This is a genomic window from Erythrobacter sp. R86502 (assembly GCF_042466465.1).
Taxonomy (GTDB): domain Bacteria; phylum Pseudomonadota; class Alphaproteobacteria; order Sphingomonadales; family Sphingomonadaceae; genus Erythrobacter.
In genome coordinates this window covers 1,495,352-1,520,582 of the sequence record NZ_JAXHCJ010000001.1, presented here as the reverse complement: position 1 = coordinate 1,520,582, position 25,231 = coordinate 1,495,352, and the positions used below count along the sequence as shown (strand labels likewise).

Genomic DNA, 25,231 nt, shown 5'->3' with positions numbered 1-25,231 from the left:
CAACACGATGACTGCACCCTCTCACACCAATGTCACCGGCGATCACGCCATGCCCTACCAGCCCGACACCACCGTCGATGTCCGCGAGGTCTTCGGTATTGATGTTGACTGGCAGGTGCCCGCCTTCTCGCAACCGTCCGAACACGTGCCTGAAAAGGACGGCGCCTATGTGTTCGATCCGGATACGACGCTGGCGATCCTTGCGGGCTTTGCGCACAACCGCCGCGTAATGGTGCAGGGCTACCACGGGACAGGCAAGTCCACCCATATCGAACAGGTTGCTGCTCGTCTCAACTGGCCCAGCATTCGTGTCAATTTGGATGCGCATATCAGCCGCATCGATTTGATCGGACGCGACGCAATTGTTTTGAAAGACGGATTGCAGGTCACGGAATTCAAGGAAGGCATCCTGCCCTGGGCGTTGCAGCATCCCGTCGCGCTGACCTTTGATGAATATGATGCGGGCCGCCCTGATGTCATGTTCGTGATCCAGCGAATTCTTGAATTTGATGGACGTTTGACACTGCTCGACCAGAATCGCGTGATTACGCCCAATCCGTTCTTCCGTTTGTTTGCCACCACCAATACGGTTGGGCTGGGGGACACCAGCGGGCTGTATCATGGCACGCAAGCCATCAATCAGGCGCAGATGGACCGCTGGAACGTCGTGGTGGCACTGAACTATCTTGCCGCTGATGTTGAACAGCAGATTGTCAAGTCAAAGGCCCCGGATGCTGATGACAAGCTGATCGCCGATATGGTCAAGGTTGCCGAACTGACCCGGCAGGGGTTCATCAACGGCGATATATCGACCGTGATGAGCCCGCGTACAGTTATTACCTGGGCACAGAATGCAGCGATTTTCGGATCAACGGGTTTTGCCTTCCGCCTCAGCTTTCTCAACAAGTGCGACGAGGCAGAGAGGACATTGGTGGCAGAATACTACCAGCGTGTGTTTGGCGAGGATCTGCCTGAAGGCGCAGGAAAGAAGCGGTAAGCAAGCCACTTGCTCCCAAGTGTCCTAGGCTGATAACACAGCCTGACCATGGCGCTGTTTGATCAATTCTGGAAACGCTCCCGTTCCGTAAGGTCGGACCCTGATCGTGCGCCCTCCGGCTTCTTCCCGCTTTACGAATCAACCCGTCCGCTCGACGAGGATGATGATGATGGCGACGCCATGCCACGTTCGCGCAGCTCGGCGATCCCCGACTATGCGCTCTGGGACGCGAAACTTGGGCTGGTTGACGATGCGCTGCAGGTTCAAGAAAAACGGCGCCAGCGTTGGTGGCAGCGCGCATATTGGCGTGACCGCAGCAAGCTTTGGTGGACCGGGCGCGGCCTTCTGGCGATGCTGGCGGTGCTTGTCCTGCTGATCGGGTGGCTTACGATTACGGCGCCGCTCTCCAAAAGTCTCGAACCTATCGCCCCGCCGCAAGTCACACTTCTCGCTAGCGACGGCACACCCATCGCACGGCAGGGTGCCATGGTCGAAGCACCGGTCAAAGTGGCCAATCTGCCGCCGCACGTGACGCAGGCATTCCTCGCGATTGAGGATCGTCGCTTTTATTCGCATTGGGGGATCGATCCCCGGGGGATCGCCCGTGCGGCGTGGACCGGATATGGCGGCGGTTCGACCATTACGCAGCAATTGGCCAAATTCACTTTCCTGACCCCTGAACAATCACTGACCCGCAAGGCGCGGGAGGCACTGATCGCCGTGTGGTTGGAAAGCTGGCTGACCAAGGACGAAATCCTCGAACGGTATCTTTCCAACGCCTATTTTGGCGACAACCAATATGGCCTGCGTGCCGCCAGTCTGCATTACTTCTATCGCCAACCGGAAAAGCTGCGGCCCGAGCAGGCAGCGATGCTTGCCGGGCTGTTGCAGGCGCCTTCGCGCTATGCGCCAACAAGACACTATGAAAAGGCAAAGGCGCGCATGGATCTGGTTGTGCAGTCGATGGTGGCGGCCGGTTACATGACGCCTACCGAAGCGGCGGCGCTTCCTGATCCGCGGATCGATGTTCGCACACGAGACGATAATCTGCCCACCGGCACCTATTTTGCGGACTGGGCCTTGCCGCTGGCACGCGAAGGCATGGAGGCAAGCTATTCGCGTGCGGTTTTCACCACCACGCTGGATTCGCAGCTTCAGGCTCTTGCTAACCGGATCGTCGGGCGGGCGCCACTGGGCGGGGCGCAGGTCGCGCTTGTCGCGATGCGTCGCAATGGCGAGGTCGTCGCCATGGTGGGCGGTCGCGACTACAGCAAGTCTTCGTTCAATCGCGTGACCCAGGCCAAGCGCCAGCCCGGGTCAACCTTCAAAACGATCGTATATCTGGCTGCGCTGGAAGCCGGGTGGGAACCTGAAGACACAATCCCGAACACCCCAATCACGCAAGGCAGCTATCGTCCCAAGAATGCGCGAGAGCGGTATTCGGACCAGATCTCGCTTGAAGACGCGTTTGCCCAATCGAGCAACGTCGCCGCCGTCAGGCTGTTTCAAGCGGTGGGCAGCGACAACGTGATCCGCACCGCCCGCAAACTGGGCATTTCCGCTCCCATGACGGAAGGCGATCCCAGCCTGGCGCTCGGGACATCAGCGATGACCCTGATGGAGCTGACAGCGGCCTATGCCGGTATCTCCGCAAACGAATACCCGGTCGTCCCTCATGCCTTTGCCCGCGGTGAGCAAGGATGGTGGGAATGGTTGACGACGCGCCGGGATTCGTTGTCGGGAAGCGACCACGACGACCTGGAAAGCATGTTGCGTGCGGCGATCAATCGCGGAACCGGGCGAAACGCGATGCTTCCCATCCCCAATTTCGGGAAGACCGGAACAACGCAGGATTATCGCGATGCGCTGTTCGTGGGTTATGCGGGGGATCTGGTCGTCGGCGTTTGGGTTGGGAATGATGACAACACCCCGCTGAACGGTGTCACAGGCGGTAGCACGCCTGCGCGAATCTGGCGCGATTTTATGCGCGGGGCGCTCAAGATCACAGCTGCACCTGAACCTGCACAATCAAACACGCCCGATCCTGCAGGTCCAGTGCAGCCGCTGGACATTGAGGGTGGGCAAATACCATTAGGCGGCGAAGGTGGCCCCACGTTGCGCATTGAAAACAACGGTGTCGTATTTGCGCAAGACGGTGTCCCGCTGGAAATCCTGGTGGACGAAAATGGCGTTGCGATCGAAACGATCCCCAACCCGCCACCAGACGGCCCCCCCTGATAAAGCCAGCTTACCCCATCAGAATGTTCATCACGGCCGTCGCAATCGGACGTGATCGATCGTCCTGCCACGCTTCCACGGTCACATTCGCGTTGCGCCGCCCCAGCCGGGTGATGCGACCCACAGCAAAACTGGGCCGTGATTTGCCCGCTGCCAGATATTGTACGGTGATGTTGATCGGCTTTAACTGGTGGTCGCGCCCTGCCGCCATCAAGGCCGACCGCAAGGCAGCATAGCCTGCATTTTCCAGTAAACCAGCGGTAGCCCCGCCATGAAAGTGGTGCGGGCGTCCTTCCACGTTCGGGCCAAATTCCACCGAAAGAACGGGCATTCCGCCTTCGGATTCGCCGGTCATAATAATGCCGAGCGATTGCGCATAGGCCGGCAGCGCCCCGTAGCGTTCGGTCATGTCAGGCATCGCTGGCGCCCTGAAGTGCAGGGTTGGCAGAACGCGGGTCCGTGCCGATTGTCATGAATACGCCAGCAACATGCGCGACGGGATCGTCAGGGTTGCCGTCATGTGCGATGCCGCGAACAAACGCGGCTGATCGCGTGCGTCGGTAACATTCGACCCGGCCCCTTACGCTGGCCCGGTCCTGGGCAGCGCGCTGATAATCCACACGCAGATCAAGCGTGGCGACCGGGGTGAAGTTTCCACCGGCGCGCCAGATTGCCATGCCGCTTGCCATGTCCATCAGACTGATGATCGGACCGGAGGCCAAGACCGGACGGCTGGCATCACCAAGCAAGTCTTCACGCCACGGCAGTTCCAGCTCGACCCAATTGTCGCCCTGATCGACAAATTTGAGGCCAAGCCAGCCTGTGTGGCCATGACGAAAAAACCATTGCGACGCTTCGCGTGCGTCAAACCGGGCAGGGGAGGTGGTCATGTGCCGTGCCTTAGGAGCGGGCGCAGCTGCCTTGCAACGTCGATTTTCGTCATCGTTAGAACAGACCGCCAGCCAGCCGATCGATAGCGCCCTGAAGGATGACCGCAGCGGCGTGCGCATCGATCGCGGCGGCGCGGCGCGCACGGCTCATGTCTTGCCCGATCATCGCTGCTTCGGCGGCCTGGGTCGACCAACGCTCATCCCATAGCAAAATTGGCAATCCGAACGCTTCGGCGCAGTTGCGGGCATAGGCGCGGCTTGCCTGCGCTCGGGGTCCTTCGGAACCGTCCATGTTACGGGGCAGGCCCAGCACGATGGCCTTGATGCTGCGGCTCTTGATCAGCGTAGCCAGCGTCTCGCGGTCTCGCCCCCACTTTCCGCGCTGAATGGTGGTGCCGTTGGTGGCAAATCGCCAACCTGCGTCGCACGTTGCGGTGCCGACCGTTTTGGTGCCGAGATCAAGACCAAGCAACACGCCGCCATCTTCGCCCACGCAACCGGCAAATCCGCTCGCGTCCTCAAAGATCAGCGACGCGCCCGAATTCAAGGCGCCTGCCATGCTTCGGCTCTGCGCATCACGTCAGCCTTCGTGTTGGCCCAGAACAAGGGCAGATCGTAGACATGATAATTGTTTCCGGGCAGCACGTACGAGCCCATTTCCGGCGGCGGGCCGATCAGCAAAAGACCGCGATCATCGCAGCGGGCCGGAACCAGATCAGGAACAAGTTCGCCCTGTTGCATGCTGTCTTCGGGGACGAGCGTTCCAAGGTTCGCAGTGGCCGGCGCGGATCCGCCGACAACGCCGGTAAGCGGGTTGGTGCACAAAATCATCGAATTGCCCGCGGGCATCCCGTCCAGCGCCGCGGTTCTCCCATATGCTTCGAGCACGTGCGCCGGGTCCGCAGGTTCGGCAAAGCTTGACCAGCTGATCACGCATCCGGTCTGGGCAGGCACCGCGCAGGGCGGCAGGCCCATAACGGGCAGATCATGATCTACAGATACAGGCCAGCCGATGACATAGGCCGCCACCAGCCGCGCCGCGACAGCTGATCCCTTGACCTCTTCGGCGATCAAGCGCTTCAGATGCAGCGCGCCTTGCGAGTGGCCGGCAAGGACGATCGGTGTATCCGGTGCAACACTTGTCAGGAAATACCGGAACGCTTCGCGCACATCGGCATAGGCAGCATCGATCGCTTGCCTGCCTTCAGGTTGATCGGTCAGAAAGGCCCCCATCGTGGCCTGGCGGTAGCGCGGAGCCCAAATTTCGGAGGCGGAATTGAAAGGGCTCGCCATGCCGCGCAGATAGATACGCGCGATCCGTTCGGCCTCGGCATCGCCGCCGCCTTCAAGCGGGGCATTCCACTGCGAGCGGTTGATGAAGCTTGTGGGATGCACAAAGAAAACCGCGAACCGTTGCGCAGGTTCGGCAGGGGTTGGCAGAATACCGCGATCGCTGGCGTAAGCGGGCTGCCACCGCGATGGATCGTTCACCCCGATACCGGGCCGCGAATACCAAAGACCCGGATCTTCGTAAGCGTTGGGATCAAGCGGCTCGACCGGCGCAAATGCGACAGTTGGAACGGTCACGAACCTGGTCAGCTGTTGCGGGAAAAGCGCCAGCAGAATGCCGCCTGCAATCACCAGAACAATGCAAAAGGCGACAAAATAGAGAAACTTGCGTGCCATGTCTGCTTCGCTGCCTCAAACTATCTCGCGACGGCTCTCTCAGCCAATGCGGGACGAAGCGTGGTCCACGCCCGCTCACCGCGCAGGCTGGAGAACCATGTCGCCGGGTTCCAGGTTGTCGATCCATTGAGGCTAAATGTTATGAACTCGGCCCGTCCACCGATGTTAGCCATAGGAACCGGCCCGCCCAAACCATCGGCAATCGCCAGTGCGCGGCTGTCTGCCGAAAGGTCGCGGTTGTCACCCATTACGAAAACGCTGTCGTTGGGTACGGTAACGGGCCCGTAATTGTCGAGATCCTGATCGCGGTAATCGATGGTTAGATAGGTCGCGCCATTGGGCAGCGTTTCACGCCAGGTCGGCGGATCAAAATAGTCGCGACCGTCGGGTCCGGTTTTCCGGTAATCCTCAAACGCCTGGAGGCAAGGTCGTCCACCATCGTCCTGATTGCAAAGCAATTCGGGCTCGAACGGCAGGCGAACCGGGGGGACGACTTCGCGTTTGATCGGTTGCCCGTTCAGGATGATCTGACCGCCGCGCACCTCGATGGTGTCACCCGGCAAAGCCACGACCCGCTTGATGTAATCCACATCCTGATCAGGGTGTACCGGGATGACGATATCGCCATACTCTGGCGTTGACGGCAGCACGCGCCAGTTGTCGCGCGGAAGGATATGGAAACTCGCCGAAGCCCAGGACCAGCCATAGGGGTATTTGCTGACGACAAGCCGATCGCCGACCCACAGGCTCGGCATCATCGATGTCGAGGGGATGTAGAACGGCTTGGCCACCAGGCTGTGAAACGCCAGTACGGCGAGCAGCATAAGCGCAAGGCCGCGGATTTCCGCAAGCCAATTGACCTTGTCCGGAGCATTGCTGTCAGTCACGTGCGGGCTTTCAATGCTGGCCTTGGGAAACGGCCGGTCAAAGGGGGAGAGCTTCGATGATCACAAAGGCCTGCGCCCAGGGGTGATCGTCGGTAAGAGTAAGATGAATGCGCGCCTCATGGCCGTTTGGGATCATTTCTTCAAGCCGCAAAGCCGCGCCGCCGGTCAGCGCCAGTGTCGGCGCACCTGAAGGTGCGTTGACCACGCCAATGTCCTTCATGAACACGCCCCGCCGGAAGCCGGTGCCAACAGCCTTGGAGAAGGCTTCCTTGGCAGCGAACCGCTTGGCATAGGTTCCGGCAATAGTGAAAGGGCGGCGCTGCGCCTTGGCGATTTCGGTCGGAGTGAAGACGCGCTTTTCAAAGCGTTCGCCGTATCGGGCCAGCGAGTTGGCGATCCGCTCGATATTGCAAAGATCGCTTCCCATGCCGATGATCATTTGAAGGCTTTCACGATTATCGCCGCAAGCAGCGCCAGTGCAATGGTGTGCAGCATTACCTGCGATTTGAACAAGGGATGGGCAAAATCGCCCTTTGCCATCTTGAGCGCGCCCACGAATCCGAAAATCTGCAACACCAGCCAGCCGACAGCAAAAACGACCATGACCTGCGCATTCAGCGCAAAACCAAGAAATCCGACAGCGACAAGAAACAGCGCTGCTGCTGCAAATGCCCATCGTTTCTGTTGGCTCGTCAGATCAGGCAATTCGGGGCTGTTCATGTCTAACGCACATCATCCATCAATTCGCGCATGCGCCGGATTGCGTTTTCGAGCCCGACAAACACCGCCTCTCCGATCAGGTAGTGACCGATATTGAGTTCGGCAATCTGCGGAATAGCAGCAATTGGCTGTACATTTTCAAATGTCAGGCCGTGGCCTGCATGAGGTTCGATCCCGTTTTTTGCAGCCAGCGCGGCCATGTCCGCAATGCGGCGCAACTCGCGTTCCACCCGCTCGCGATCGCCGGCGATGAAGGCATGAGCATATTCGCCGGTATGAAATTCCACCACGGGCGCGCCCAGCCTTAACGCAGCATCGAGCTGGCGTTCGTTCGCCTCGATGAAGAGTGATACGCGGATGTCAGCGGCGCGCAGTTCTTGAACCATCGGCGCCAAGGTGTTGTGCATGCCTGCCGCATCAAGCCCGCCTTCGGTTGTGCGTTCCTCGCGCTTTTCAGGGACAATACAGGCAGCGTGGGGTTTGTGACGCATCGCAATGGCGAGCATTTCGGGTGTGGCTGCCATTTCCAGGTTAAGGGGCAGATTGGTCGCGGCCTGAATACGCGCCAAATCTTCGTCACGGATATGGCGGCGATCCTCGCGCAGGTGCGCGGTGATGCCATCTCCGCCTACAGCCGCGACGATCTCGGCCGCGCGCACCGGATCGGGGTGATCGCCGCCACGTGCATTGCGAATGGTGGCAACATGATCGATGTTGACGCCAAGGCGAAGAGGGCGGGGGTGTAGGGTCTGGTTCATTCTTTCCGGCTTCCGGGCTTTGTCACTTCGATACGTGCCAACGCCTCGGGAAGGGATTCGGGTGCGTAGGTGGGAAAATCAATGGCGAGCAGAGGGTAGAACGGCACGCCCAGATCGACCGAACCGCATGAACGGTCGATGATTGCGCACTCGGCGATCACCTCGCCCCCCTCACGTGTCACGGCAGCAATCGCCTCGCGGCTGGATAGTCCGGTTGTCACTACGTCTTCTACCATCAAGGCTTTGGCCCCGGGCCGCAGGGCGAAACCGCGACGCAGGTGGAAGACACCTTCGGGACGTTCGAGAAACAGCGCATCCTTATTCAGAGCTCGGCCGACTTCGTGGCCGATAATGATACCGCCCATTGCGGGCGAAACCACCACGTCGACACGTTGCAGAACATCCGCAGGAATGCCGGCCACAATCGCCTCGGCCAGCCGGGCGGCACGGGCGGGATTCATCAGAACGCGCGCGCATTGTAGGTAGTGGGCACTATGGCGGCCTGACGAAAGTTTGAAGTGGCCTTCGAGCAACGCTCCGGAATCGCGGAATTCCGCCAGAACCTCGTCTTGTGTCACGTCACGAAACCCCTACAAAACATGGAAGAAAATGAAGACTTGCGCGCCGGACATGGCGCCTTGCATAATTTTCTCCCTAGAAGCGCTTGAGGCCCCCGGCAAGCGCGGCTAAGGGCACAGTGAAGCTTGCCTTAGGGTGAGCCACGCGCTGTCTGTAGCGGGTCTTTCAAGATCGAGCGGCGGGCAGTATGGGATCAGACTAGAACCACTTGGGCACTTGTAATGGGTCAAAGGCACACCCGTATGAAAAAGGCTATTCTGGCGGCAGTCGCTGCCGGGCTTGCGGCATTTGCGCCGCTTGGGGTTGCGGCGCAGGATGCTGCTGCCCCCGCTGTCACATCGGCTGACGCCGGTCAGGTCGATGGCGCGCAGACGGCGCCGGGTGCCGAAGCAGGGGTGGGAAATCTCACTCCGGCTGAAGCCTCTGCCGCAACTGCTGGGGAGGGTGCTTACACCCCCATGGCCCCGACAAAGGGCAAGGGCATGCCGACGTCTTACGAAGACGGCGCGTTGGACAGCATGACCTTTCAGGATCAGTATTCCGACATCGGCGAATATGCCCAGTGGATGCATGACGGAATTCTGATGCCGGTGATTACCGCGATCAGTCTGCTTGTGCTGGGTCTGCTGCTTTATGTGGTGGTGCGGTTTAACCGTCGCCGCAATCCCGTCGCATCGCGCACGACGCATAACACCGCGATCGAAGTGATCTGGACCATCGTTCCAGTGATCATCCTGGTTATCATCGCCGTGCCGTCGATCACGCTGCTTGCGCGTCAGTACGAAACGCCGCCAGCCGATGCGGTAACGATCAAGGCAACCGGTTATCAGTGGTATTGGGGTTACAACTATCCCGACCACGGTGACATCGAAGTGATTTCGAACATGCTCGACGAAGGCGAGGCTGTTCGCCGCGGGGAGCCTGGGCAGTTGGCGGTCGATAATCGCATGGTCGTTCCTGCGGGTGTCCCGCTGCGAATCCAGACCACCGCGTCTGACGTGATCCATGCCTTTGCTGTGCCCTCGCTGTGGTTCAAGATGGACGCGGTGCCGGGGCGGCTCAATGAAAAGATGCTTACCATCAAGGAGCCGGGCGTTTATTACGGCCAGTGTTCCGAGCTGTGCGGCGCGCGTCATGCCTATATGCCGATCGCTGTCGAAGCGCTTCCCCCTGCGGAATTTGCTGCATGGGTAAGAGCACAGGGCGGCTCCATGCCCGGCGAAGATGCGGCTGACCCGGCTACAGTGCCTGCCGATGATGCTGTCGCCGCACCCGATGCCGCTGCCGCACCGGCTGCAGCGCGTTGATAATGAACAAATATTTGAAGCAGAAGAGTAGCTGATCATGGCAACCACCGCAGAAGGCTTCGACGCCCACGATACCGGGCATCACGATCACGGGCATGGCGCCCATGATCACGCTGATCACAAGCCGGGCTTCTTTGCCCGCTGGTTCATGTCGACCAACCACAAGGACATCGGAACGATGTACCTCATCTTCGCGATCATCGCGGGGATCGTAGGTGGCGCGATTTCGGGTATCATGCGTGTCGAGCTTGCAGAGCCAGGCATTCAGTACCTGCAATGGTGGGCGCAATTCATGGGCGGTGCCAATGATCTGAACACTGCACTGCACATGTGGAACGTGTTCATCACGGCGCACGGTCTCATCATGGTGTTCTTCATGGTGATGCCGGCGATGATCGGTGGTTTCGGCAACTGGTTCGTGCCACTGATGATTGGCGCGCCGGACATGGCCTTCCCGCGGATGAACAATGTCAGTTTCTGGCTGACGGTTGCCGGCTTCTTCAGCCTGCTGTTCTCGCTGTTCGTTCCCGGCGGCACCGGCCCCGGCGCGGGCACCGGCTGGACGGTCTACGCGCCGCTGTCGACCAGCGGTTCGGTTGGCCCGGCAGTCGATTTTGCCATCTTCTCGCTGCACCTTGCGGGCGCTGGCTCGATTCTGGGTGCAACCAACTTCATCACCACCATCTTTAACATGCGCGCGCCGGGCATGACCCTGCACAAGATGCCGCTGTTTGTGTGGTCGGTGCTGGTCACGGCCTTCCTGCTGTTGCTGGCGCTTCCCGTTCTGGCGGCTGCCATCACCATGCTGCTGACCGATCGTAACTTCGGTACTACCTTCTTCAATCCGGCTGGTGGCGGAGATCCGGTGCTTTATCAGCACCTGTTCTGGTTCTTCGGTCACCCTGAAGTTTACATCATGATCCTGCCGGGCTTCGGCATGATCTCGCAGATCATCGCCACCTTCTCGAAGAAGCCGGTGTTCGGTTACCTCGGCATGGCCTATGCGATGGTCGCGATTGGTGTGGTTGGCTTCATCGTCTGGGCGCACCACATGTACACCGTCGGACTCGACGTGAACACGAAGATGTACTTCACTGCTGCGACCATGGTGATCGCGGTGCCGACCGGCGTGAAGATCTTCAGCTGGATCGCAACGATGTGGGGCGGTAGCCTCAGCTTCAAGTCGCCGATGGTCTGGTCGATGGGCTTCATTTTCCTGTTCACCGTAGGCGGCGTGACTGGCGTGGTTCTTGCCAATGGCGGGATCGACGACAACCTGCATGACACGTACTATGTGGTCGCGCACTTCCATTACGTGCTGTCGATGGGCGCCGTGTTCTCGATGTTCGCAGGCTTCTACTACTGGTTCCCTAAGATGAGCGGCCGGATGCATTCCGAACTGCTGAGCCACATTCACTTCTGGACCTTCTTCGTCGGCGTGAACGTGATCTTCTTCCCGCAGCATTTCCTCGGGATGCAGGGGATGCCCCGTCGCTATCCTGACTACGCGGAAGCTTTCACCTTCTGGCACCAGGTCAGCACCTTCGGGTACTACATCATGGCCGGTTCGATGATCTTCTTCTTCGTCAACATCGCCTATGCGTTGCTGGCCGGTAAGAAGGCGGCTGCCAATCCCTGGGGCGAAGGCGCGACGACGCTCGAATGGACCCTGCCGAGCCCGCCGCCCTACCACCAGTTTGAAACGCTGCCGGTTATTACCGATGCGCACGACTACCACGATCACCGGCCGGTAACGGCCTGATCGCGGCGGGTGGCAGGGCTGGATTTAGCCCCGCTGCTCGGACTGGATGTACACACAAGCGGGGGCGCGGCTTTTCATGAGCCGCGCTCCTTGCCGATGGAAACCTGATCAGACATGGCCTCAACTGCTCCTCAGACGACAGCGATGCTCCCGACGGAATGGCGTGACTTCTTCACCCTGACCAAGCCGCGGGTGATGACGCTGGTTATCTTCACCGCGATCTGCGGTGTGGTGGCAGCGCCTAGCTCGATCCATCCGGTGCTGGGCTTTACTGCCATCTTGGCGATTGCGATGGGTGCCGGCGGATCTGCCGCGCTCAACCATTGGTGGGAAGCCGATATCGACGCTGGCATGAAGCGCACGATGAACCGCCCGCTTCCCGGTGGGCGGATGCGGCGTGAAGATGCGCGCGATTTCGGCATTTTCCTGTCGGGCGTATCCGTCGCGCTGATGGGTGTAGCAATCGGATGGCTGGCAGCATCGCTGCTGCTGGGCGCAGTGATCTATTACGCGGTCATTTACACGATGTGGCTCAAGCCGCGCACGCCGCAGAACATTGTTATTGGTGGGGGTGCCGGGGCATTTCCGCCGCTGATTGGCTGGGTCGCAGTGACGGGTGAAATTACCGCGATGCCGATCTTGTTGTTTGCGATTATTTTCTTCTGGACGCCGCCGCACTTCTGGGCGCTCGCGCTGTTCGTCAAGTCTGACTATGCGAAGGTCGGAATTCCGATGCTTCCGGTGGTTGCAGGTGAAAAGGTCACGCGCCGTCAGATCATGATCTACACCCTACTGCTTGCCCCGATCGCCATCGCGCCTTGGTATATCGGCGGCACAAGCTGGATTTATGGTTCGGTCGCAGTGGTCCTTTCGGCGCTGTTCGTGGCGCTCGCAATGCCTGTTGCGACCCGCACACGCGCCGATGTTGACGCCATGGCGCCGGAAAAGACGCTTTTCAAATATTCGATCGTGTATCTTTTCGTGCTGTTTGCCGCGTTGGTTGCTGACCGCGTGGCCGCACATCAGGGGTGGATCGCATGACACCCGAGGAAGAACGTGAATTCCTTCGCCGCCGAAAGGCGCGCAACTGGGTGCTCGCCGGCACACTTCTGTTTTTTGTCGTGCTGTTCTACGCCATCACCATCGTTCGCATCGGAGATGCGGGCTGATGGTAACGCACACCCATGTGTCTGACGATGCTGCCCGTCGCAATTTGCGCGTCGGATTGCTGGCGTTCATGGGGGCGTGTGCGATGCTGGGGTTGGGATATGCCTCGGTGCCGCTTTATCGTCTGTTCTGTCAGGTGACGGGTTTTGGGGGAACGACGATGGTCGCGACCGAAAGCCAGGCGCAGCGGGCCGCGGCTGGCGCGACAGGTCAGATGATTTCGATCAGGTTTGATGCTTCGGTGCCGTCGGATATGCCGTGGAGTTTTTATCCCAGCGCTCCTACGGACACGATTGCCATCGGCGAGCGGGATATTGCAACCTACGTGGCGCGCAACAACAGCGATCGGCCGATCACAGGCATGGCGACCTTCAACGTTACACCTGAATTTGCGGGCAAGTATTTCAACAAGATCCAGTGTTTCTGCTTCACGGAACAGACCTTGCAGCCAGGGCAGGAAGTGACCATGCCTGTTCTGTATTTCGTCGATCCTGCGATGCTGGATGATCCGAACATGCAGGGTGTTGAGCAGATCACACTCAGCTACACTTTCCACCGCGCGGAAGACCCGGTAGATCCGGTCAGTCCGCGCACCAATTGAACCTTTGACGCACAACCCAGGGACGGGAACGACGACCAATGGCTGGCAAACCAAATCACGATTACCACATTCTCGAACCCGATATCTGGCCGCTGGTCGGATCGTTCTCGGCGCTTACTTTCACCACCGGGATGGTATTGAGCTTTCACCCTGATCTGTTCGGCAGCGCGTCGAGCATCGTGATGTGGGCGGGGCTTGCCGGCCTGATCGCCACCTTCTTCATGTGGTTCAAGAACATCGTGGTCGAAGCCCAGCGCGGCGATCACACGCCTGTGGTCCAGCTCCACATGCGCTATGGCATGATCTTGTTCATCGCATCCGAAGTGATGTTCTTCGTAGGTTGGTTCTGGAGCTTCTTCGATTTTGCGCTGTTCCCGACTCCGTTGTCCTACGACGCTGCGACGGGGGCGACCACCAGCCTGTTCGATCAGGAAGGCGCGCCGGTGGCGTCGTTCATTCCCGAAGGTTTTGAAGTTCTCGATCCCTTCGCTTTGCCGTTGCTGAACACCCTGATCCTGCTGTGTTCGGGCACCACTGTAACGTGGGCGCACCACTCGCTGATCCACGGCGATCGCACCGGTCTCAAGCAGGGCCTGTGGGCAACGATTGCCCTGGGCGCGCTGTTCAGCTGCATCCAGGCCTATGAATATGCCGCGGCGCCGTTCGGCTTCGGCGGCAACACCTATAGCTCTGCCTTTTACATGGCGACCGGGTTCCACGGCTTCCACGTTTTGATCGGTACGATCTTCCTCGCCGTGTGTTTGTACCGCGCCTATCTCGGCCACTTCACGCCGCGCCAGCATTTCGGCTTCGAAGCCGCTGCCTGGTACTGGCACTTCGTTGACGTGGTGTGGCTGTTCCTGTTCGTCGCCATCTATGTGTGGGGCGGTTGGGGCGCTGAATTCCATTGATGACGCCGGACGAAAGTCCGAGTGAACAGAAGGGGCAGCCGGGATTAGTCTCGGCTGCCCTTTCCGGTTTGTGCCCCCGCTGCGGCGCGAAGACACTGTTCGCTGCGCCTGCGGGGTTGGCGGAGGAATGCGCGCATTGCGGCCTCGAGTTCCGCAAGCTGGAGCGCGGCGGGCGGTTTGTGGGGGTGGTGACGATGCTGCTGGCGCTGGTGCTGATCCTCGCCGCGCTGGGGGTTGATGATTGGCTTCGTCCGCCGCTCTGGGTGTCTCTGCTGTTCTGGGGCCCGGCAACCGTTGCTGCGGTGATGTTCGGGCTCAGGTTCTACAAGACGATGTGGATCTATCACCTATACGAAGAGAGCCAGCCATGAGCCGCCGTGTCCCCGTATTCGCGACAATGATTGTCATTGCGGCGGTTCTCACAATGATCGCTCTGGGTTTTTGGCAACTTGGACGCAGGGCGGAGAAGGCGGAACTTCTCGCCAGTTACACCGCAGCCGCAGGCGAAAGCGCCGTTGTTCCGTTCCCGATTGGGGGCGATGGCGCCGAATTGTGGTTTCGGCGCAGCGCCGTCAATTGCCTTGGCGTCAGCGTGATCGAACCGGTCGCTGGCACAGCGGCAAGCGGGCAAAAGGGCTGGGTGCATCGGGCAGGCTGCAGACTGAGCGGGAATGTCATTGCCACAGTCGATCTTGGCTTTAGCCGTGACCTTAACAAGCCTGCATGGTCCGGGGGCGCGCTGACGGGAGTTATTGCGCCCGGACCGCGCCTTGTCGCTGACCCGCCGGTTGCTGGTTTGAAAGCGATGGCCAAACCCGATCCCGGCGATCTGCCCAACAACCACCTTGCCTATGCCGGGCAGTGGTTCTTTTTCGCGCTGACCGCGCTGGTCATCTACGTGCTGGCATTGCGCCGCCGCCAGCGCTAGGCGGCAAGCGCTATGCACTACGTATCGACACGCGGGAGCGCACCGACGCTCGATTTCGAAGGGGTAACGCTTGCTGGCCTTGCCAGTGACGGCGGCCTGTACCTGCCTGCCCAATGGCCGCGCTTCAGCGAAGCGGACATCCGCGAGATGCGCGGGCTGGCCTATCCTGATCTGGCCGCGCGGATCATGGCGCCCTTTGTTGCAGGCAGCCTGACCGATGACGAATTGCTCGCAATGACCCACAAGGTTTACGGCGATTTCGGCCACGCCGCGGTGACGCCGCTGGTGCAGCTCGATCAGCAGCACTGGCTGCTCGAACTGTTCCACGGGCCGACGCTGGCATTCAAGGATGTCGCGCTGCAACTGCTCGGCCGGTTGTTCGAAACCTTCCTTGAACGGCGCGGCGAACGACTCACCATCGTCGGCGCGACCAGCGGAGATACGGGTTCGGCCGCGATTCAGGCCGTAGCGGGTCTTGAGCGGGTGGAGATCTTCATGCTCCACCCAAAAGGCCGGGTCAGCGATGTGCAGCGCCGCCAGATGACCACAGTGCGCGCGCCCAACGTTCACAACCTTGCGATCGACGGTAGTTTCGATGATGCGCAGGCGCATGTGAAGCGGATGTTCAACGATCGCGATGTTACGCAAACGCTGAACCTCGGGGCGGTCAATTCGATCAACTGGGCGCGGCTGATGGCGCAGGTGGTCTATTACTTCGCCAGCGCACTGCAGCTGGGCGCGCCCGACCGCACGGTGGCCTACAGCGTCCCCACCGGCAATTTCGGCGATGTGTTTGCAGGCTATGTCGCGGCGAAGATGGGCCTTCCCATCGAACGCCTGATCGTTGCCACCAACATCAACGACATCCTGCACCGTGCGCTGTCCACTGGCGACTATTCGGCCGGCGGGGTCACGGCCACGATCACGCCTTCGATGGACATTCAGGTCAGTTCGAACTTTGAACGCCTGTTGTTCGATGCCGGCGGCCGAGATGGCGGGGCAATGGCCGCGCAGATGCATGGCTTTGAATCGAGCAAGGCGATGCAGTTGACCAATTCGCAAACGCAAGGCGCAGCGGCCTTGTTCAGCAGCACCCGTGCCGATCAGACAGACACGGCGCGCGCGCTGCAATGGTGCTGGCGTGCAGCCGGGCAAGTGATCGACCCGCACACCGCCGTTGGTCTGCACGGCGCCCAGGCGGCGGCCTCCACGCTGCGAACAGACGTTCCCATCGTGACTTTGGCCACCGCGCATCCCGCTAAATTCCCCGACGCGGTCGAACGTGCCATCGGCATGCGCCCGGGCTTGCCAGCACGCGTCGGTGATCTGTTCGGGCGCGAGGAAAGCTTCGTCGAATTGGCGGGCGATTATGCCACCACCCGCGATCATGTGCTGGAGCATGCGGCGGCAACCAGCGCGGCATAAATGGCAGACCTTGTCGAACAACCGCAGGTAATGGTGTGCAAGGGGTGGGATTCGTACCGCCTTCTGGACAGTGGGCATGGACGCAAATGGGAAGCGTTCGGTTCGCGCAGTTTCATCCGGCCTGAACCCCAGGCCATGTGGCATCCGCGCCTTTCCGATTGGCCCGCGGCGGGCGAGTTCATCCCCGGCTCGGATGAGGACGGCGGCGGGCGTTGGCAGTTTCGCGAACGGTTGCCCGATGATGGCTGGCCGCTGGCATGGGACGATGTGCGCTTTACCGCGCGGCCCACGCCCTTTCGCCATCTCCAGTTCTTTCCCGATATGGCGCCGGTGTGGGATTGGATGCGAACCCGGTTGGAAGGTGTCAGCGATGCCGAAACGCTCAACCTTTTTGGCTATACCGGGCTTGGCACGCTGGCCTTGTCGCGGCACGGGCGGGTCACGCATGTCGATGCGTCGAAGAAGTCCGTGGCGCAGGCACGTGAGAACGCCGATCTTTCGGACATGACAGCGCGCCCGGTCCGCTGGCTTACCGATGATGCGGCCAAGTTCACCGCACGCGAAGTGCGCCGCCAGAAACGGTATGACGGGATCATCCTCGACCCACCCAAATTCGGCCGCGGGCCGGATGGTGAGGTGTGGCGACTGGAAGAACATCTTGCTGGTTTGGTGACCGATTGCGGTCGGCTGCTCGACAATGACAGCCGTTTCCTGTTCCTTACGGTCTATGCCGTGCGGATGAGCAGCCTTGCCATTGCCGGCCTGCTGCAAGAAGCGCTGTCGCATCTCCCCGGCACGATCGAACATGGCGATCTTGCCGTGCGCGAAGACGGGGAGGGCGGCCGTCTGCTTCCCACCGCCATCTTTGCCCGATGGAACCGTTAGGCCGGGCGTGCAGCGCGCCAAGGCTGGACTTGCGCGCCCCATCCTGCCAACGGCCTCGCGATGCGTGATACCCTTACTCTTGAAGTCAACGATCTCGTCGTCGATGTCCTGACCGGCATCTATTCCGAAGAGACTGGCCAGCCCCAACCGCTGCGGATCTCGATTGCTGCGCGGTATCAGATCGCGGATCGGTACGATCCCGATACGCCGCTTGATGCCAGCAAGAACTACATGGACCTCAAATTTGCTGCCAGCGGCGGTCTGCCGCAGGGTGTGCATTTCAAGCTGATCGAAGCGGTGGCTGATCATATCTGCGAAACCCTGTTCGTGCAGGATGCGCGGGTTGAGGCGGTGACTGTCAAGATCGTCAAGCTGGCCATTGCAGAAGGCAGCGAACAGATTGGCATCACGCTGCATCGCGAACGGCCCTTGGTCGACGGGAGCTGATATTGTGATGCTGCGGATCGACGTTGACCGGCTGCCCGATAGTGCGCTGGATGCCTCGATCGCGTTTATGGCCGACCATCTGCAACCAGCGCGCAGGATGCTGAACGATCCAGCGTCTACGGCTCTGGTGATCCTTCTGCCGCCTGCGCCGCATGACCACCGCGACTGGCGGCTTGCGCTGGCCCGCGATCTTGCCCGGGAAGCAACGCCCAAGCGGGTGAATGTCGTGTCCGGCCGTGAAGGAGACGCACGTGACACCACTTTACGCTTTCTGGCCGATGCGCCGGGGGTGACAGGGCAGTATCTCATCTGTCATGAGTGACGCTGTGCCAACCACCGCGCCCCGCAGACCCGATCGTCTCATGCTGCCCGACCCGGCAGGGCAGGGACGGCCACTGGTCGATCGCTTTCATCGGCGCATCACCTATCTGCGCCTTTCGGTGACAGATCGCTGCGATCTGCGGTGTTCCTATTGCATGCCCGAACGCATGACCTTCCTGCCCAAGAAGGACGTGCTGAGCCTTGAGGAACTTCATGACCTTGCGGCCGGCTTCATCGCGCGCGGCGTTACGCGGATTCGGATCACCGGGGGGGAGCCGCTGGTGCGGCGCGATATCCTTGACCTGTTCGCCATGCTGGGGCGAAGGGTGGGGCATGATCTGGCGGAACTGACGCTGACAACCAATGGCACGCAACTGGCAAGCCATGCCGAAGCCCTGGCAAAGGCGGGCGTGCGCCGCATCAACGTTTCGCTCGATACGCTTGACCGGGCCAAGTTTGCGCGGCTTACTCGGCGCGACAGCCTGCCGCAGGTGCTGGAAGGGATCGCTGCCGCCAAGGCCGCCGGGATCGCGGTCAAGCTCAACGTCGTGGCGTTGAAAGGCGTGAACGAGGCTGAACTGCCCGATCTTATCGCCTGGGGCCACGCAAACGGGCATGACGTAACGTTGATCGAAGTGATGCCGCTGGGCGATGTCGAGGAAGAACGGCTCGACCAGTATCTGCCTCTCAGCACTGTGCGCGCCGCGTTGGAAACACGCTGGACGCTGACCGACAGCGCCTATGCCACCGGCGGGCCTTCGCGCTATGTCGACATTGCCGAAACCGGCGGCAGGCTGGGCTTCATCACGCCGCATACCAACAACTTCTGCGCAGGCTGCAACCGGTTGCGGGTAACGGCGACGGGGCAGCTCTATCCATGCCTTGGCGGGGGTGAGCAGGTTGATCTGCGCAGCGCGCTGCGGTCGGACACGCCGGAGGCCAATCTGGCGGCTGCGCTGGATGAAGCGCTTCGGATCAAGCCGGAGAAGCACCATTTCCGCATGGACGCGCGCGGGGCCGATCCTGCGACGGTGCGGCATATGTCGATGACGGGGGGCTGACATGATCACGGTCGTGCTGCTGGGCAAGCTGGCCGACCTTGGCGGCGCGCCCGTCTTGTCGCTGGCAGGCCCGCTTGACTGGGCGGGGCTGAAGGCCGCGCTACCCGCTGCGCTTGCCGAGGCAATCGACAATCCGCGCAACCGCATCGCGATCAACGGCGCCCTGCTGGCGGACAAGCGCGATTTGCACGTGAATGCGGGCGACGAGATCGCGCTTCTGCCGCCTGTATCGGGGGGGTGATGCGCGATATCCGCCTGCTGACCCGGATGTTCATTCCCGGCACGCTGATCGGCCCTTTCACGCAGGCCAATCCGGGATTGGGGGGCGTGTGCACCTTCGTGGGCGAAGTGCGGCATGATGCCCAGGAACAGGGCGGTGTCGAGGCGCTGGAGCTGACCCATTACGAACCCCTGACGCTGCCCGGTATGCACGCTCTGGCTGACCGGGCCTTTGCGCGGTTCGATTTGATGGGGCTGCTGATGGTGCACCGGGTGGGTGTGATGTTACCTGGCGAACCGATCGTCTGCGTTTCTGCCGCCGCGCGCCATCGCCGTGGTGCGATCGATGCGGTCGATTTCTGCATGGATCACCTGAAGTCTGCCGCATGGTTCTGGAAGCGCGAGAAGCGGGCGGGCGTGTGGCACTGGATCGAACCGCGCGATCAGGACCATGCCGATCTTGCCCGCTGGCAGGTGCCTGTTGGAGACACGTGAGACACTGTCCATAGAACGAAAAAACCGGCGGAGGCATACAGGGGCAGGACGGTAAGGAAACGCAGGTGCAGGCACTTGAACCGATCATCGCGCCATTTGTGCCAGCGTCCCAGCAAGTAGGAAAATCCGCGCCCGCGCCGCCAGTTTGATCGCGGTCAAAGCGGCGAGCGCGCAGGCCGGATAGACACCTTTCCAACGCAGGAAAGGATTTTTCGCATGAGCCATATCGTCCGCGATCGCATTGCCAGCGGCGACGCACGAATTGTTGCCCAACCGGCGGCGCCTCTTGCCCGCAATCAGGTCGAAAGCGACCGCAATTTCGGCCTGCCAACCGCGCTCTACGCTGCGACGGTAGGATGCTATCTGGGCTTTCTGGTGATCGCCTGGACCGCCTTTGCCAATCCGGTGCTGGCGATACCCATGATCATCTTTGCCGGCTTCATCATCGCAGGCTTTGGCGTTCCGGCAATCTGGACGCGGCTGGCGGGCAACACCAGTGCGCCTGCGACGATGGGCGAGTTTGCAAGGCGCGGGATCATGACGGCGACCGGGCGGCTCGCCGCCAGGGATGCAACGGTACAGATGCTGATCCTGCCGGTCTTGCTGGTGGTCTGGGGCGCAGCGGTCGCGGTGATTGCGGCGGTCGTGGCCTGATCGGCCCCATTGGACAAATCCCAGCTTTCGGGGCGGCGGCGGCCCGCGCGGCTACCGCCCTGAAAGATCGTGAAGCATCGCTGGATCAAGCAGAGCAATGCCGCGTCGTCCTTCGCGCCGGATCGCACCCAAATCTTCCAGCTCGCCCAGCTTGCGGCTGACCGTTTCGATGGTGAGGCCGAGCATGTTGGCAATCTCGCCGCGGGTCAGCGGCAGTTCGAAATGCGGGGCGAGATGGCACGAGCTTTGGCTGGCCGCGGCGGCAAAATCATGCAGCAGCGCTGCCAGACGCGCTTCGGCGCTGGCGTGAATGGTCAGTTCCAGCAAGTTGCGGGTCGCCAGCAGATCGGCCTGGCTGCGGCGCAGCAGCGCGCGCGCCAGTGCTGGGTAATCTTCGATCGCGCGTTCGATATCGCGGCGGGCAAAGGTGCACAGCTGGCTTTCGGTCAAAGCCACCACATCGTGATGGGCAAAGGGCGCGAACAATTCGCCGATGAAGCCTGCCGGGTGCACCAGCGCATAAATCCGTTCGTTGCCATCTTGATCGACGCCAGCAACCTTCAGCGCGCCGGTCAGCAAGGTGGCGCAGGCCGCGTCTTCGTCACCCGCGGCAAACAGCATTTCGCCGCGCTTCAATGTGCGTGTCCGGCCTGCTGCGGCCATGGCGCTGCGTTCTTCGGGGGTAAGGACGGCGCAGGCGGCAGTATCCCTGACCGGGCAGGCGCTGCACGCAAGGTTCATGACCCGCCCGCCGCCCCCATGGCGGCCCACAACCGCGCGATGGTCTGATCCTGCCGTTCTACAAGTGCTGCGATATCCGCTTGTACCGCGGCAAGCGTGGGATCGGGACTGAGCATGGTGGCAGCTTCGGCCTCAAGCCGATCGACGGTCGCCAGCGTGCTCGCCGTGGCGCCGCGCCGGGCGTCCAGATCGGCCAGTGCAACAAGCGCCGCGGCCCGCGCCGAACTTTCGATGGATTGGCCCGCCGCAGCGCGCACAAGTCGCGCCGCCGTGCCTTCCTGCGCGACAAAAGCGGCATGGGAACTGGTTGCCGCACCGCGCAGTTCATCGATCCGGGTCTGCGGGGTAAGCGGGCGAATCGGTTGGGCAGGGCCGGGCGCCACAGGCACCGGGCCGCTTTCAAATGCGCGCATTGCCAGCGAAGGATAGCGGCCCGTATCGGCCGCGCACCCTGCCAGTGTTGCGGCAATGCACGCCAGACCCAACGAATTTTTCAAATTTTCATGCATAATGATCGCCTGATCTGTTAGCATGCTGCCCACGCATGGCAAAGGGTACAACACAGGGAACCGCGTCAGGCGATTAGGGCCGAATTGGGAATATGTGGGCGTTGACTTGGGCCTGCCTTTCCCCTAACGGCACGCATCTTTCCGGGGCTGCATCCGCGCAGACCTCGCATAGCCGTTCGGTTGGCTTGGCATTTGTTGGCCCTGCCGGATTTGCACAGACTTGAGAGTATAAAGCCATGTTCGCTGTAGTGCGCACTGGCGGCAAGCAATACCGGGTTGCCGCTGGAGACAAGATTGCCGTTGAAAAGCTCGCTGGTGAAGCCGGTGACACCATTACGCTGGGCGACATCCTGCTCGCCGGCGAAGGCGATGACATCGCCGACGTGAGCAAGGTGACCGTTTCGGCGGAAATCATCGCTCAGGCCAAGAGCGAAAAGGTGATCGTCTTCAAGAAGCGTCGCCGTCACAACTATCGCCGCAAGAACGGTCATCGTCAGCAGATGACTTTGCTGCGCATCACGGCTGTTGGCGCTGAAGGTGCCAAGCCCGCCAAGAAGGCGGCTGCCAAGAAGACCACGAGCGAAGCGCAGGCCGATGCCGCGCCCGCCGCAGAATAAGGAGCGACTGAACCATGGCACATAAGAAAGCAGGCGGTTCGTCGCGTAACGGTCGTGATTCGGCCGGTCGTCGCCTTGGCGTGAAGAAGTTCGGCGGTCAGGACGTGATCGGTGGCAACATCATCATCCGTCAGCGCGGCACCCGCGTCTATCCGGGCGTGAACGTCGGCATGGGCAAGGACCACACGCTGTATTCGCTCGCCGAAGGCAAGGTCCGATTCCATTCGGGCAAGCTCGGCCGCAAATATGTGTCGGTCGATGCGATGGCGGAAGCCGCCGAATAAGCGGACGACTCGTACATGGGGTCGTCCGGTCAGGACGGTCCCGGCAGGTGCAAGACCTGCCTTCAGAGGGAGACAGGACCGTCCTCATCCGAGGGGGTCTGTCTCCCTTTTTGTATTCTCCCTCGCAACGCCCCGGAATCGCACGGTTTCGCGGCCACGAAATTGTCATGCGTTGCCCCTAGGGGTGCGCTTGGCGAGATAGGGAGATCGCTTGTGTTCCATCGCAGTGACAGACTGTTCTTGAGGCCCGCTTTCATCGAGGACAGCGAGGCGATTCTGGCGGGCATCTGCGACCGCGATGTGGTGCGCAATCTGGCGCTTGTGCCGTGGCCCTACGATATTGCCGATGCCCGCGCCTTTGCCGGCCGCGCGCAGGACCCGCGGTTCCCGCATTTTCTGGTGACATTGCCGGGGATCGGCGTGATCGGTTCGGCCGGTTTGGGCGAGCAGCAGGGCGAACCCGAAATCGGCTACTGGATCGCACGCCCGTTTTGGGGGCAGGGCTATGCCACTGAAGCAGCTGGCGCGGTTTTGCAGATCGCCCGGGCGATTGGCTATTCGCGGATCACGGCGGGGCATTTCACCGACAATCCTGCTTCGGGCCGCGTGCTGCGCAAGCTGGGCTTTCTGCCAACGGGGCATGTCAGCCGCCGCCACAGTCTGGGCCGGGGATGCGCGGGCGATCTGATGGAATATGCGCTTGATTGGGAGGCCGACGTAGACCCGGCCCCCATCGCCCGCGCGGCGTAAAGCGGCGCGGGTTGTTCGCGACTGCAAAACCGATTAGTGCCGCAAACCTATGGTCAGTCGCAAACGGTTAACGCCCGAAGAATCCCGCAATTCCGCTTTATCAGCCGCACGCCAGCTGTTGATTGAAACGGGGCCGCAATCGGTCACGCTGAAGGCGGTATCGGCGCGGATCGGGCGCACCCATGCCAACCTTCTGCATCACTTCGGCTCAGCCTCGGGCTTGCAGAAGGCGCTGGCTGAACATCTGGCGCGATCGGTTTGCGAAACGATCCTGCAGGCGGTTCACGCCACCAGAGCGGGGCTGGGGTCCGCGCGCGAGGTGGTCGATCTGGCCTTCGATGCCTTTGACCGTGAAGGTGCAGGCGCCTTGACCAGCTGGATGTTGCTGACCGGCAATGAAGACGCGCTCGACCCGATTATTTCCACCATTCACGATCTGCTCGATGAACTTGCGCCTTCCGAACCGCCCGAGCACGTGGCCGAGCGCCGTCTGCACCGCGAAACCTTGAGCCTGGTGCTGATGGCATTGGGCGATGCGCTGATTGGCGGGGCTTTGGCAAAATCACTTGAACTGCCCCGCGACGCTGCGCGCGAACGGGCCACGGCGATGCTTGAAGCGAGCCTCGCCGAACATCAGGTGGCCTAACCTTCAGACACGACGACACCTGCGCGCTGCCAAGCGGGGAGCGTGTCCGGATCGAGATTTTCGACCCTAAGGTGGTCGATCGCCCATCCCATGTCGGGGTACGCCGCCACCTGCCGCGCGTCTTGCGACAGGGCGAGCGGCACGGCCACCAGACGCCGGTTCACCTTCTGCCGCCAGTTCATGCGGGCGGTGTTTTCCTGCCCGACATAGCATCCTTTGGTGAAGCTGACGCCGTTCAGTTCGGCGGCGTTGGTTTCAAGCCACAGGATGTCGCCCATGTCGGTGCGTCCTTCGGGCACCCCAAGCGACAGGCGGTGCGCATTCCATGCGCCATCTGCGCTTTCGCCGTCTGCTGCGGCCAGCCAGCGGTATCCCAGTTCGGGCAGTCGGGGATCGGGCACAGCGCCGGGTCGGGGAACCGGACTCCAGTGGACGCCCAGCGAATCATCGCGGCGGATATCGATCTGGCGGCGCAGACGGTACATCGACAGGCGCTTGATCAGCTCATCCGCCACCGCCGCCTCGCAATCCAGCAGCAGCCCCGCCGCATCGGGCCACACCAGAAAATCGAACAGGTGTTTGCCCTGCGCGGAAAGCAGCGCAGCATAGCATGGCAGCGGCCCCTTGACGTCGTTTGTCACCAGACCTTGCAGGAACGCGGCAACATCTTCGCCGTCATCCAGCGGGGTCAGGCGGACAAGGGCGCGGTGGGCAAGATGCGTTGCTGTCATGCGTGACAGATAGGC

General features: G+C 61.2%; 35 protein-coding genes. 22 read left to right on the top strand and 13 right to left on the bottom strand.

Annotated features, from left to right (window positions below; translation table 11 throughout):
* Window positions 1-7: 7 nt before the first annotated feature.
* A complete protein-coding gene (gene cobS / locus SJY33_RS07360) occupies window positions 8-997 on the top strand; it encodes a cobaltochelatase subunit CobS (protein ID WP_379922015.1) in 990 nt (329 codons plus the stop codon).
* 48 nt (window positions 998-1,045) lie between these two features.
* Window positions 1,046-3,235: a transglycosylase domain-containing protein gene (locus SJY33_RS07355; protein ID WP_379922013.1), complete on the top strand. Its 2,190-nt coding sequence runs from the start codon at window positions 1,046-1,048 to the stop codon at window positions 3,233-3,235.
* Between the two features lie 10 nt (window positions 3,236-3,245).
* Here SJY33_RS07355 and SJY33_RS07350 read toward each other — a convergent pair whose 3' ends face one another.
* The 9 genes from SJY33_RS07350 to pyrE are packed head-to-tail and all read right to left on the bottom strand — an operon-like array spanning window position 3,246 to window position 8,754.
* Window positions 3,246-3,644 (bottom strand): PaaI family thioesterase, encoded by a 399-nt coding sequence (locus SJY33_RS07350; protein WP_379923544.1) that lies wholly within the window; start codon window positions 3,642-3,644, stop codon window positions 3,246-3,248.
* A gap of 1 nt (window position 3,645) precedes the next feature.
* Entirely contained in the window at window positions 3,646-4,125 is a 480-nt protein-coding gene (locus SJY33_RS07345; protein ID WP_379922011.1) for a PaaI family thioesterase, read from the bottom strand.
* 55 nt (window positions 4,126-4,180) lie between these two features.
* Window positions 4,181-4,672: a Holliday junction resolvase RuvX gene (ruvX, locus tag SJY33_RS07340; protein WP_379923543.1), complete on the bottom strand. Its 492-nt coding sequence runs from the start codon at window positions 4,670-4,672 to the stop codon at window positions 4,181-4,183.
* Window positions 4,669-5,811, bottom strand: a complete 1,143-nt coding sequence (locus tag SJY33_RS07335; protein ID WP_379922009.1) for a DUF3089 domain-containing protein — start codon at window positions 5,809-5,811, stop codon at window positions 4,669-4,671. Before SJY33_RS07335 ends, ruvX begins: the two co-directional genes overlap by 4 nt.
* Window positions 5,812-5,831: 20 nt before the next feature.
* On the bottom strand, window positions 5,832-6,698 hold the full coding sequence (lepB, locus tag SJY33_RS07330; protein WP_379922007.1) for a signal peptidase I: 867 nt from the start codon (window positions 6,696-6,698) through the stop codon (window positions 5,832-5,834).
* A 37-nt stretch (window positions 6,699-6,735) separates the two neighbouring features.
* Window positions 6,736-7,137, bottom strand: coding sequence for a holo-ACP synthase (gene acpS, locus SJY33_RS07325; protein WP_379922005.1), 402 nt, complete (start codon window positions 7,135-7,137; stop codon window positions 6,736-6,738).
* A complete protein-coding gene (locus SJY33_RS07320) occupies window positions 7,134-7,418 on the bottom strand; it encodes a pyridoxal phosphate biosynthetic protein (protein ID WP_379922003.1) in 285 nt (94 codons plus the stop codon). The genes acpS and SJY33_RS07320 overlap by 4 nt, the downstream gene beginning before the upstream one ends.
* 2 nt (window positions 7,419-7,420) lie before the next feature.
* Window positions 7,421-8,176, bottom strand: a complete 756-nt coding sequence (locus SJY33_RS07315) for a pyridoxine 5'-phosphate synthase (protein ID WP_379922001.1) — start codon at window positions 8,174-8,176, stop codon at window positions 7,421-7,423.
* The gene (gene pyrE, locus SJY33_RS07310; RefSeq protein WP_379921999.1) at window positions 8,173-8,754 is read right to left on the bottom strand and encodes an orotate phosphoribosyltransferase; all 582 of its coding nucleotides are present in this window, start codon (window positions 8,752-8,754) and stop codon (window positions 8,173-8,175) included. Before pyrE ends, SJY33_RS07315 begins: the two co-directional genes overlap by 4 nt.
* Window positions 8,755-8,997: 243 nt before the next feature.
* Here pyrE and coxB point away from each other — a divergent pair, with 243 nt between their 5' ends.
* The 15 genes from coxB (at window position 8,998) to SJY33_RS07235 (ending at window position 20,284) form a co-directional block, all read left to right on the top strand.
* Window positions 8,998-10,062, top strand: a complete 1,065-nt coding sequence (gene coxB / locus SJY33_RS07305) for a cytochrome c oxidase subunit II (protein ID WP_379921997.1) — start codon at window positions 8,998-9,000, stop codon at window positions 10,060-10,062.
* A gap of 37 nt (window positions 10,063-10,099) precedes the next feature.
* Complete coding sequence (gene ctaD, locus SJY33_RS07300; RefSeq protein ID WP_379921995.1) at window positions 10,100-11,824, top strand: cytochrome c oxidase subunit I; 1,725 nt, start codon at window positions 10,100-10,102, stop codon at window positions 11,822-11,824.
* Window positions 11,825-11,938: 114 nt separating this feature from the next.
* A complete protein-coding gene (locus tag SJY33_RS07295) occupies window positions 11,939-12,865 on the top strand; it encodes a heme o synthase (protein ID WP_379921993.1) in 927 nt (308 codons plus the stop codon).
* Window positions 12,862-12,993: a hypothetical protein gene (locus SJY33_RS07290; protein WP_379921991.1), complete on the top strand. Its 132-nt coding sequence runs from the start codon at window positions 12,862-12,864 to the stop codon at window positions 12,991-12,993. The genes SJY33_RS07295 and SJY33_RS07290 overlap by 4 nt, the downstream gene beginning before the upstream one ends.
* Window positions 12,993-13,592, top strand: coding sequence for a cytochrome c oxidase assembly protein (locus tag SJY33_RS07285; RefSeq protein ID WP_379921989.1), 600 nt, complete (start codon window positions 12,993-12,995; stop codon window positions 13,590-13,592). Before SJY33_RS07290 ends, SJY33_RS07285 begins: the two co-directional genes overlap by 1 nt.
* A 38-nt stretch (window positions 13,593-13,630) precedes the next feature.
* Window positions 13,631-14,503: a cytochrome c oxidase subunit 3 gene (locus SJY33_RS07280; protein ID WP_379921987.1), complete on the top strand. Its 873-nt coding sequence runs from the start codon at window positions 13,631-13,633 to the stop codon at window positions 14,501-14,503.
* Complete coding sequence (locus SJY33_RS07275; RefSeq protein WP_379921985.1) at window positions 14,503-14,874, top strand: DUF983 domain-containing protein; 372 nt, start codon at window positions 14,503-14,505, stop codon at window positions 14,872-14,874. Before SJY33_RS07280 ends, SJY33_RS07275 begins: the two co-directional genes overlap by 1 nt.
* Window positions 14,871-15,431 (top strand): SURF1 family cytochrome oxidase biogenesis protein, encoded by a 561-nt coding sequence (locus tag SJY33_RS07270; RefSeq protein WP_379921983.1) that lies wholly within the window; start codon window positions 14,871-14,873, stop codon window positions 15,429-15,431. Before SJY33_RS07275 ends, SJY33_RS07270 begins: the two co-directional genes overlap by 4 nt.
* 12 nt (window positions 15,432-15,443) lie before the next feature.
* Window positions 15,444-16,856 (top strand): threonine synthase, encoded by a 1,413-nt coding sequence (thrC, locus tag SJY33_RS07265; RefSeq protein ID WP_379921980.1) that lies wholly within the window; start codon window positions 15,444-15,446, stop codon window positions 16,854-16,856.
* A complete protein-coding gene (locus SJY33_RS07260; RefSeq protein WP_379921978.1) occupies window positions 16,857-17,741 on the top strand; it encodes a class I SAM-dependent methyltransferase in 885 nt (294 codons plus the stop codon). It abuts the gene before it with no gap.
* 60 nt (window positions 17,742-17,801) lie between these two features.
* Complete coding sequence (locus SJY33_RS07255; protein ID WP_379921976.1) at window positions 17,802-18,188, top strand: dihydroneopterin aldolase; 387 nt, start codon at window positions 17,802-17,804, stop codon at window positions 18,186-18,188.
* A 7-nt stretch (window positions 18,189-18,195) separates the two neighbouring features.
* Complete coding sequence (locus SJY33_RS07250) at window positions 18,196-18,510, top strand: Rossmann fold domain-containing protein (RefSeq protein ID WP_379921974.1); 315 nt, start codon at window positions 18,196-18,198, stop codon at window positions 18,508-18,510.
* A 40-nt stretch (window positions 18,511-18,550) separates the two neighbouring features.
* Complete coding sequence (gene moaA, locus SJY33_RS07245; RefSeq protein ID WP_379923542.1) at window positions 18,551-19,570, top strand: GTP 3',8-cyclase MoaA; 1,020 nt, start codon at window positions 18,551-18,553, stop codon at window positions 19,568-19,570.
* Window position 19,571: 1 nt separating this feature from the next.
* Complete coding sequence (locus tag SJY33_RS07240) at window positions 19,572-19,811, top strand: MoaD/ThiS family protein (protein ID WP_379921972.1); 240 nt, start codon at window positions 19,572-19,574, stop codon at window positions 19,809-19,811.
* Window positions 19,811-20,284 carry a molybdenum cofactor biosynthesis protein MoaE gene (locus tag SJY33_RS07235; RefSeq protein WP_379921969.1) on the top strand — a complete coding sequence of 158 codons (474 nt, stop codon included), beginning with the start codon at window positions 19,811-19,813 and terminating at the stop codon, window positions 20,282-20,284. Before SJY33_RS07240 ends, SJY33_RS07235 begins: the two co-directional genes overlap by 1 nt.
* A gap of 84 nt (window positions 20,285-20,368) precedes the next feature.
* Here SJY33_RS07235 and SJY33_RS07230 read toward each other — a convergent pair whose 3' ends face one another.
* Window positions 20,369-20,509 carry a hypothetical protein gene (locus tag SJY33_RS07230; protein ID WP_379921968.1) on the bottom strand — a complete coding sequence of 47 codons (141 nt, stop codon included), beginning with the start codon at window positions 20,507-20,509 and terminating at the stop codon, window positions 20,369-20,371.
* Between SJY33_RS07230 and SJY33_RS07225 the strand changes: the two genes are divergently transcribed.
* Entirely contained in the window at window positions 20,501-20,938 is a 438-nt protein-coding gene (locus tag SJY33_RS07225) for a hypothetical protein (RefSeq protein ID WP_379921966.1), read from the top strand. The genes SJY33_RS07230 and SJY33_RS07225 overlap by 9 nt on opposite strands.
* A gap of 51 nt (window positions 20,939-20,989) precedes the next feature.
* On the opposite strand, the gene SJY33_RS07220 is transcribed toward SJY33_RS07225, so the two are convergent.
* Together SJY33_RS07220 and SJY33_RS07215 are read right to left on the bottom strand one after the other, a co-directional pair.
* On the bottom strand, window positions 20,990-21,679 hold the full coding sequence (locus SJY33_RS07220) for a Crp/Fnr family transcriptional regulator (protein WP_379921964.1): 690 nt from the start codon (window positions 21,677-21,679) through the stop codon (window positions 20,990-20,992).
* Window positions 21,676-22,188 carry a hypothetical protein gene (locus SJY33_RS07215; RefSeq protein ID WP_379921962.1) on the bottom strand — a complete coding sequence of 171 codons (513 nt, stop codon included), beginning with the start codon at window positions 22,186-22,188 and terminating at the stop codon, window positions 21,676-21,678. The genes SJY33_RS07220 and SJY33_RS07215 overlap by 4 nt, the downstream gene beginning before the upstream one ends.
* 236 nt (window positions 22,189-22,424) lie before the next feature.
* Between SJY33_RS07215 and rplU the strand changes: the two genes are divergently transcribed.
* The 4 genes from rplU to SJY33_RS07195 all read left to right on the top strand — a co-directional run bounded on the left by rplU (window position 22,425) and on the right by SJY33_RS07195 (window position 24,485).
* Window positions 22,425-22,805 (top strand): 50S ribosomal protein L21, encoded by a 381-nt coding sequence (gene rplU, locus SJY33_RS07210; RefSeq protein WP_379921960.1) that lies wholly within the window; start codon window positions 22,425-22,427, stop codon window positions 22,803-22,805.
* 14 nt (window positions 22,806-22,819) lie between these two features.
* Window positions 22,820-23,089 (top strand): 50S ribosomal protein L27, encoded by a 270-nt coding sequence (gene rpmA, locus SJY33_RS07205; RefSeq protein ID WP_379921958.1) that lies wholly within the window; start codon window positions 22,820-22,822, stop codon window positions 23,087-23,089.
* A 240-nt stretch (window positions 23,090-23,329) separates the two neighbouring features.
* Window positions 23,330-23,839, top strand: coding sequence for a GNAT family N-acetyltransferase (locus SJY33_RS07200; protein ID WP_379921956.1), 510 nt, complete (start codon window positions 23,330-23,332; stop codon window positions 23,837-23,839).
* 49 nt (window positions 23,840-23,888) lie between these two features.
* A complete protein-coding gene (locus SJY33_RS07195; RefSeq protein WP_379921954.1) occupies window positions 23,889-24,485 on the top strand; it encodes a TetR/AcrR family transcriptional regulator in 597 nt (198 codons plus the stop codon).
* Here the strand turns inward: SJY33_RS07195 and SJY33_RS07190 are convergent.
* The gene (locus SJY33_RS07190; protein ID WP_379921952.1) at window positions 24,482-25,216 is read right to left on the bottom strand and encodes a YgfZ/GcvT domain-containing protein; all 735 of its coding nucleotides are present in this window, start codon (window positions 25,214-25,216) and stop codon (window positions 24,482-24,484) included. The genes SJY33_RS07195 and SJY33_RS07190 overlap by 4 nt on opposite strands.
* Window positions 25,217-25,231 lie beyond the last annotated feature (15 nt).

Bases quoted from the DNA above. Each gene is read 5' to 3' on its own strand.
- SJY33_RS07240 (WP_379921972.1), top strand. From the start codon at position 19,572: ATGATCACGGTCGTGCTGCTGGGCAAGCTGGCCGACCTTGGCGGCGCG.
- SJY33_RS07255 (WP_379921976.1), top strand. From the start codon at position 17,802: ATGCGTGATACCCTTACTCTTGAAGTCAACGATCTCGTCGTCGATGTC.
- SJY33_RS07235 (WP_379921969.1), top strand. From the start codon at position 19,811: ATGCGCGATATCCGCCTGCTGACCCGGATGTTCATTCCCGGCACGCTG.
- SJY33_RS07270 (WP_379921983.1), top strand. From the start codon at position 14,871: ATGAGCCGCCGTGTCCCCGTATTCGCGACAATGATTGTCATTGCGGCG.
- SJY33_RS07250 (WP_379921974.1), top strand. From the start codon at position 18,196: ATGCTGCGGATCGACGTTGACCGGCTGCCCGATAGTGCGCTGGATGCC.
- rpmA (WP_379921958.1), top strand. From the start codon at position 22,820: ATGGCACATAAGAAAGCAGGCGGTTCGTCGCGTAACGGTCGTGATTCG.
- SJY33_RS07215 (WP_379921962.1), bottom strand. From the start codon at position 22,188: ATGCATGAAAATTTGAAAAATTCGTTGGGTCTGGCGTGCATTGCCGCA.
- SJY33_RS07290 (WP_379921991.1), top strand. From the start codon at position 12,862: ATGACACCCGAGGAAGAACGTGAATTCCTTCGCCGCCGAAAGGCGCGC.
- SJY33_RS07220 (WP_379921964.1), bottom strand. From the start codon at position 21,679: ATGAACCTTGCGTGCAGCGCCTGCCCGGTCAGGGATACTGCCGCCTGC.
- acpS (WP_379922005.1), bottom strand. From the start codon at position 7,137: ATGATCATCGGCATGGGAAGCGATCTTTGCAATATCGAGCGGATCGCC.
- SJY33_RS07285 (WP_379921989.1), top strand. From the start codon at position 12,993: ATGGTAACGCACACCCATGTGTCTGACGATGCTGCCCGTCGCAATTTG.
- SJY33_RS07345 (WP_379922011.1), bottom strand. From the start codon at position 4,125: ATGACCACCTCCCCTGCCCGGTTTGACGCACGCGAAGCGTCGCAATGG.
- coxB (WP_379921997.1), top strand. From the start codon at position 8,998: ATGAAAAAGGCTATTCTGGCGGCAGTCGCTGCCGGGCTTGCGGCATTT.
- SJY33_RS07195 (WP_379921954.1), top strand. From the start codon at position 23,889: ATGGTCAGTCGCAAACGGTTAACGCCCGAAGAATCCCGCAATTCCGCT.
- SJY33_RS07355 (WP_379922013.1), top strand. From the start codon at position 1,046: ATGGCGCTGTTTGATCAATTCTGGAAACGCTCCCGTTCCGTAAGGTCG.
- SJY33_RS07350 (WP_379923544.1), bottom strand. From the start codon at position 3,644: ATGACCGAACGCTACGGGGCGCTGCCGGCCTATGCGCAATCGCTCGGC.
- cobS (WP_379922015.1), top strand. From the start codon at position 8: ATGACTGCACCCTCTCACACCAATGTCACCGGCGATCACGCCATGCCC.
- ctaD (WP_379921995.1), top strand. From the start codon at position 10,100: ATGGCAACCACCGCAGAAGGCTTCGACGCCCACGATACCGGGCATCAC.
- thrC (WP_379921980.1), top strand. From the start codon at position 15,444: ATGCACTACGTATCGACACGCGGGAGCGCACCGACGCTCGATTTCGAA.
- SJY33_RS07190 (WP_379921952.1), bottom strand. From the start codon at position 25,216: ATGACAGCAACGCATCTTGCCCACCGCGCCCTTGTCCGCCTGACCCCG.
- rplU (WP_379921960.1), top strand. From the start codon at position 22,425: ATGTTCGCTGTAGTGCGCACTGGCGGCAAGCAATACCGGGTTGCCGCT.
- SJY33_RS07295 (WP_379921993.1), top strand. From the start codon at position 11,939: ATGGCCTCAACTGCTCCTCAGACGACAGCGATGCTCCCGACGGAATGG.
- SJY33_RS07280 (WP_379921987.1), top strand. From the start codon at position 13,631: ATGGCTGGCAAACCAAATCACGATTACCACATTCTCGAACCCGATATC.
- SJY33_RS07275 (WP_379921985.1), top strand. From the start codon at position 14,503: ATGACGCCGGACGAAAGTCCGAGTGAACAGAAGGGGCAGCCGGGATTA.
- SJY33_RS07230 (WP_379921968.1), bottom strand. From the start codon at position 20,509: ATGGCTCATGCGAAAAATCCTTTCCTGCGTTGGAAAGGTGTCTATCCG.
- SJY33_RS07335 (WP_379922009.1), bottom strand. From the start codon at position 5,811: ATGGCACGCAAGTTTCTCTATTTTGTCGCCTTTTGCATTGTTCTGGTG.
- SJY33_RS07320 (WP_379922003.1), bottom strand. From the start codon at position 7,418: ATGAACAGCCCCGAATTGCCTGATCTGACGAGCCAACAGAAACGATGG.
- moaA (WP_379923542.1), top strand. From the start codon at position 18,551: ATGCTGCCCGACCCGGCAGGGCAGGGACGGCCACTGGTCGATCGCTTT.
- SJY33_RS07315 (WP_379922001.1), bottom strand. From the start codon at position 8,176: ATGAACCAGACCCTACACCCCCGCCCTCTTCGCCTTGGCGTCAACATC.
- SJY33_RS07260 (WP_379921978.1), top strand. From the start codon at position 16,857: ATGGCAGACCTTGTCGAACAACCGCAGGTAATGGTGTGCAAGGGGTGG.
- SJY33_RS07225 (WP_379921966.1), top strand. From the start codon at position 20,501: ATGAGCCATATCGTCCGCGATCGCATTGCCAGCGGCGACGCACGAATT.